Annotated in this window: 4 protein-coding genes; all 4 read left to right on the top strand. The window is 34.5% G+C overall.

Going from position 1 to position 5,082, the window contains the following annotated elements:
- A partial coding sequence (locus BMX53_RS19170; protein WP_074748498.1) for a hypothetical protein occupies positions 1-1,158 on the top strand: 1,158 nt, incomplete at its 5' end.
- A gap of 97 nt (positions 1,159-1,255) precedes the next feature.
- Positions 1,256-3,310, top strand: coding sequence for a hypothetical protein (locus tag BMX53_RS18785; RefSeq protein WP_074748495.1), 2,055 nt, complete (start codon positions 1,256-1,258; stop codon positions 3,308-3,310).
- A 1-nt stretch (position 3,311) separates the two neighbouring features.
- Complete coding sequence (locus tag BMX53_RS18780) at positions 3,312-4,592, top strand: T9SS type B sorting domain-containing protein (RefSeq protein ID WP_074748492.1); 1,281 nt, start codon at positions 3,312-3,314, stop codon at positions 4,590-4,592.
- A gap of 7 nt (positions 4,593-4,599) precedes the next feature.
- Positions 4,600-5,082 (top strand): PorP/SprF family type IX secretion system membrane protein (locus BMX53_RS18775; RefSeq protein ID WP_143061469.1); only part of this gene is annotated, 483 nt, incomplete at its 3' end.

Below are 5,082 nucleotides of genomic sequence, written 5' to 3'. Positions count from 1 at the left end.
AATAATCCTGATGGTTCATCTACAATAACAGATGGAGCAGGTGGAACAGTAACGGTTAAGAATGGAGTTGATGGAAAAGATGGTATAGGAGGTAAAACAACAGCAGGACATGCTATTACAATTACTGGATTAGGTACAGAAGCTAGCCCTTATGTTGTAAATGCCAATGAGACAGAATTAATTCTAAGTGGGGATGTTACAGGACCAGCTAATGCGAATAAGTTAACTACATTAAAAGGAAAACCAGTTAATCAAACTTCACCTACAGCTAATGGTCAAGCGTTAGTGTATAATGGAACAGAATGGGTAGCAGGAACACCTAGTATAGATGTAACTAATGTGTTAAATGCTAAAAACCTTAAAGCAGCTGATACAGAACCAACAATAGAAGTAACAGAAGGTGGAACAGGAGCTGTACTTGTAGAGACAAGTCTTAGAGTAAAAGACGAGTCTATTACATCTGGTAAGATTAAAAATGGAACGATCCAACCAATTGATATGGCAAATGGAGGAATTGATAAAGTTCTTATTACAGATGGAAGTGGTAACCCAAAATGGGAGGATAAGTCAAAAGTAGGAGAGGTTATTACAGCTGATAATGGGTTAACTAAAACAGGAACGAAAGTTCAGTTAGGAGGAGATTTATTAAAAGCCACTGAGATTGTAACAACAAGTGTAAATACTTTAGCATTAAAAGGATTGGATAAGAAAAATGTTCAGAATGAACAAACTCAACGTCTAATGGCTGTAGATAATAATGGAGATATTATTAAAGGATTAAAAGCAGCAATGCCGAAGTTCTTCTATATGCCATCTATTATTATCCCTACAAGTGAAGAGCAATTAAGTGCACCAGGATCTGGTCATTTAGCTAATGATACTTTTAGTGATGCAACGTTACAAGGATCAATAAACTTATATGAACGTTACAAGAAGCAATTTGACACTCCAGTTACTTCTAACCCAGGTAAGAATACAACTTTACCAGTGTTACCACAGTCAGAGTTAGATTATTATATCACATGGTATGATACAAATGTTTTTAAAGTTGTAACAGTAGATAATGATGGAATATTAAACTATGAATTACAATCAGGTGCAGATGTAACAGTAGGAACATTTATGAATATAGTATTCGCTGTAAGAAACGATAATTAATAAACTATTTTATCTAGGCTTGTCTTTCGTTGGACAAGTCTAGGTATATAGCTAAGTAATTGTAACGAAGAGTTACTTAATTAATAATGATAAGTTTATGAATTATATAAGAAATATAAATAAATACCTATGTATCCTAGTATTTACGTTAGTTAGTACGGTGGTAGGGTATGCACAATCTGTAAATGCAGGAGGAAATAGAACTATTTGTGGTACAGAGTATACTTTGCAAGGTAGTACAGATGCGGGAGATACTAACGGGATAACTTGGTCTATAGAAAGTAAACCGCCAGGGGCGACAGATCCAATAATTAGTAATCCAAGTATTTTAACTCCTACTGTTACTGGAATGAATAAACCTGGACCTTATGTTTTTAAATTAACGAAGGTTGGTACTACAGCTGTTTCACATGTTACTATTACCTCTTCGGGGGATGTATCATCATTTAGTGCAGGGAGTGATATTTTAACTATTCCAGCATCTGTTGGGACAGTTAATTTGAATGGTGTAATACCTGAAGGTTTTACAGGAGTATGGTCGGCTGAGAATATTTATGAATGGAATAGATTTGGGCGTAAGAATTCAAATAATGCTACGTTTAGTGCTACAAATATTGCAAATCCAACATTTAGCTTAATAAAGAAAGCAAATCATGATGCTGATCCTGCGTATACTTTAACTTTAAAGATTACATCTACTTATAATCCTAATTGTTCGTATGAAAAGACTATTACAGTTAGGTTTATTCCTAATCCACAGATTAGTTTTAAAAGTTATGAATCTTGTGCAACAACGTTAACGAACAATTATGTTTATGTTAGATATCAAGATAGTTCTCCTCGCTTAGCAAGTTATTATAATGGAACTACAGGGTATGATGGTTTAGGGACAACTATTACTTTAAATGTGATAAGTCAGCCAGTTGGAGGAAACCTTACCCTTCTTTATTTTGAAACTGATAACATACGTTTTATAACTAATGCAGTTGGATTGTATACGTATACAATTACAGTAAGTAATTCGCAAGGAACCTTTACCACGCAGAATACAATTAATATAACTGGTGTACAGGCTAACGAGATTAGTTTTATAGACCCCGCTTATCCAGAGCAACATATGGTCTATGCAGGGGGAGGTTCTGGAGGAGAAGTTTTATGTGGCATGGTTGGAAAATCTACCCCTATTAATATTAATTACTCTTTAGGAGAAGGTGATGACCCTACAACAATAAATGCTACTGCAACAGTTAATAGTCAGTATGTTCCAGCAGGATTAGTACCTACTATTGAAACATTTGGGGATGGATTAGCGAAAAGATATTTTAAAGTTACTCCACCTTTAGGGGGATGGAGAGTAGGAACATATCCTATATCAATATCCTATAATAAAAATGGTTCATGTGGAAAAAGTACAACTTATTATATTCATGTATCTGATGGGAATAGGATAGATCTTAAAATAAATGATGTGGTTGTGTGTTATCCTGGTTCAGGGGTAGTAGATGCTGTTGTTTCCTTACCCGCTGTTTTTCAAGAAATAATAGACCCAACATATATGATGGGATATTCTGGCAAGTATGAGATTTCTGTAGTTTCTAAACCTGTAGGGGCAAATACACCTACCTATGATTCTTATAATACTACCCGATCATTAAAAAGTACTCAAACAACTATTCATAATTTAAATATGCCAGGTGAGTATGTTTTTAAGGTTAAAGCAGAAGGATATATTGAATCTGTAGATTGGTTGTTAGCTGAGGATTATGCATGTTCAGGGGCTTCAAGAGAAACCACTTTTAAAGTTATAGTATCTGCCCAAGTGGGATCAAATGCAGGTAGTAATCAAGATGATCTTTTCTGTAGAGCTAGAACAGTATTAGTAGGAAATGACCCAGGAGCAGGTCAAGGTAAATGGACTGTGGAGTCAGCACCAGCAGGTATGGCACCAACATTTAGTGATGATACTAATCCTAGAACTATTGTAGCAGGATTAGATGTTACAGGAACATATAAGTTTACATGGACGATAACAACAGGAGATTGTATATCAGCTAGTACAGTAGAGGTAATTACTAATCAAGATAATTGTAAGGCACCTTTGATTATCACTAATCCAACCACTACTAACAAAACAATAAAAAGAAAAAAGTAGTATGAAAAAGAAAATAATAATACTAGGTGGGCTTTTAATAAGCTTACCTAGTATCGCTCAAAAAGAGAAGAAAGATCAGGTTTTAGTTAACCAGGGAAAGTTTTCTATTGCAGAGGGAGGTTTATTATCTACTATTTATGACTTTACTAATACAGAAAAAGGAATAGTAGAGAACAATGGTTCAGCCTATTATTACAACAACTTTAAGAATGATAATCTGTATTATCACAAAGATAATGCTACAAAATCTGTTGCTGTTTTTACTAAATATGAAGATCAAACAGGGCAACAACTTATATCGGGAAGTAAATCTACAGATTTTTATAATGTTGTATTAGACAATGCTGAACCAGTTGTAGCTTTTGATCTTAAAAACGAAGCTAATATACGTGGATCAGTAGATTTTAAAGATGGAATTATCAAGGTTGATTCTTTAAAAGGAATGCTGACGTTTCATCAAGGAGCTAAAGCTTTACATCCTAGTGATAAAAGCCACGCAGAAGGGTATGTAGAGAAGATAGGCAACGAAGAATTTCAATACCCTAAAGGAGATAAAGGGATCTATCGTTATGCTAGAATTACTGCACCAGAAAATGTAAAGGATGCCTATGAAGGAAAGTATAACTTAGATGATAAGAATTTCTTTAGAGCACGTAATGCTAAATCTGGGGTAATTGATTTGCTAAATGAGCGTGAATACTGGACTATTGATAAGGGAAATGATAATAGTAAAGGGGATATTATGCTAACTCTTAGTTGGGATGAGCGTACTACTCCGAAAGAACTTTTAGCTAATCCTGAAAAAGAACTTCATATTGTGCGTTGGGATGCAAAACAACAACTATGGGTAGATGAAGGAGGAGTAGTTGATGTAAGTAAAAAGGAAATTACCACACCAGCTTCAGTTAAAGGATACGGTTTCTTTACGTTAGCGACAGTCAAGACAGATTTAATCTTAGATGGAGATATTGTTATTTATAATCTAGTAACTCCTGATGGAGATGGTAAGAATGATTACTTTATCATTGATAATATTAACAAGTTTCCTAATAATACAGTAGAGATCTATAACCGCTGGGGAGTTAAAGTATTTGATACTCATAATTACGACAGTGCAGGTAATGTCTTTAAAGGATATTCAGATGGTCGTGTAACAATAAATAGGGGAGAGAAGTTACCTACAGGTACTTATTTCTATATTGTGAACTATGAGTACAAAGATAAGAAGGGTTCACGTATGATTAAAAAATCAGGTTATCTACATTTAGAAAGCAGTAAGTAAGAAGTTTATGAGTATTCAACAAAACATAAAAAAAATTGGAATCAGTCTATTAACAATAGGCTGTTTCCAAACTATGCAAGCTCAACAAGATCCACAGTACACACAGTATATGTATAATACGAGTATGGTCAATCCAGCCTACGCTGGTAGCCGTGGTACACTTAATGTATTTGGTATGTACAGAACACAGTGGGTAGGACTAGATGGAGCACCTAAGACAGCTAATGTATCTGTTTCTACTCCACTTGGAGAGAGCGGATTAGGATTAGGAGTGAACTTCACTAATGACCGTTTAGGAGCGATGGATGAGAACAATATCTCTGTTGACTTATCTTATGCAATAGATCTAAACGAAGACTATAAATTAGCTTTTGGTATTAAAACAACAGCTAATTTATTAAATGTAGATTATACGAAGTTAAACATACACAATCCAACAGATCCTAATTCTTCAGAGAATATCAAAAACAAGTTTAACCCCAATATTGGA

The sequence above is a fragment of the Myroides marinus genome (assembly GCF_900109075.1).
Classification (GTDB): domain Bacteria; phylum Bacteroidota; class Bacteroidia; order Flavobacteriales; family Flavobacteriaceae; genus Flavobacterium; species Flavobacterium marinum_A.
Note: the sequence above shows the minus strand (reverse complement) of the source record. Positions and strands in the feature narration are given on the sequence as shown.